Below are 1,225 nucleotides of genomic sequence, written 5' to 3'. Positions count from 1 at the left end.
GGGGTCGTCGACCTCGATGTCGGGGACCTCGATGCCGTCCACCTTCGCCTGGCGGGTGCGCACCATGAAGTCGTGGTTGGCCGGGTCGTAGGAGATGTTGCCGGTGCCGTCCTGCTTCTCGATGCCGCCGATGCGGTGCTCCAGGCCGGGCGTGCCGGGGATGGCCCAGGGGCGTGCGAGGGTGTGTTCATCGCGCTTGTAGGGCCAGAACACCTCGGTGCCGTCCACCGCGACGTGGTTGGGGCCGGAGGCGAACTGCACGCGCAGATCCGGCAGTTCGGCCACGTCGGGGATCCGCCAGGGCTCGGAGCCGTTGGCCAGGTAGCCGTCGGAGAGCAGGAAGACCGGGGTCCGGTACGTCAGCGCGATACGGGCCGCCTCCAGCGCCGCGTCGAAGCAGTCGGCGGGTGTCCTGGGTGCCACGATCGGCACCGGCGCCTCGCCGTTGCGCCCGTACATCGCCTGCAGCAGGTCGGCCTGCTCGGTCTTGGTCGGCAGACCGGTCGAGGGGCCGCCGCGCTGGATGTCGACGATCAGCAGCGGCAGTTCGAGGCTGACCGCGAGCCCGATGGTCTCGGACTTCAGCGCCACACCCGGACCGGAAGTGGTCGTCACCGCCAGCGAGCCGCCGAACGCCGCGCCCAGCGCCGCGCCGATGCCGGCGATCTCGTCCTCCGCCTGGAACGTCCGCACACCGAAGTTCTTGTGCTTGGACAGCTCGTGCAGGATGTCGGAAGCCGGGGTGATCGGGTACGAGCCCAGATACAGCGGCAGATCGGCCTGCCGGGAGGCGGCGACCAGACCGTAGGACAGCGCCAGATTGCCGGAGATGTTGCGGTAGGTGCCGGTCGGGAACGCCTTGGTGGCCGGCGCGACCTCGTAGGAGACCGCGAAGTCCTCCGTCGTCTCACCGAAGTTCCAGCCCGCCCGGAACGCCGTGACGTTCGCCTCCGCGATGTCCGGCTTCTTGGCGAACTTGGCCCGCAGGAACTTCTCCGTGCCCTCGGTCGGCCGGTGGTACATCCACGACAGCAGCCCCAGCGCGAACATGTTCTTGCTGCGCTCGGCCTCCTTACGGGAGAGCCCGAAATCCTTGAGCGCCTCGATGGTCAGCGTCGTCAGCGGCACCGGGTGCACGTTGTACGCCGCCAGCGAGCCGTCCTCCAGCGGACTGGTGTCGTAGCCGACCTTCGCCATCGGACGCTTGGTGAACTCGTCGGTGTTG

At 68.9% G+C, this 1,225-nt stretch carries 1 protein-coding gene; it reads right to left on the bottom strand.

The features are described 5' to 3' along the window. Window positions 1-1,225: 2-oxoacid:acceptor oxidoreductase family protein (locus AB0G35_RS37220; RefSeq protein WP_360959221.1), on the bottom strand; the 1,225-nt coding region annotated here is incomplete at both ends.

Origin of the sequence: Streptomyces sp. NPDC021749 (assembly GCF_040640655.1) — a bacterium.
In the GTDB taxonomy this organism is placed as follows: domain Bacteria; phylum Actinomycetota; class Actinomycetes; order Streptomycetales; family Streptomycetaceae; genus Streptomyces.
This window is presented reverse-complemented; position numbering and strand designations above follow the sequence as displayed.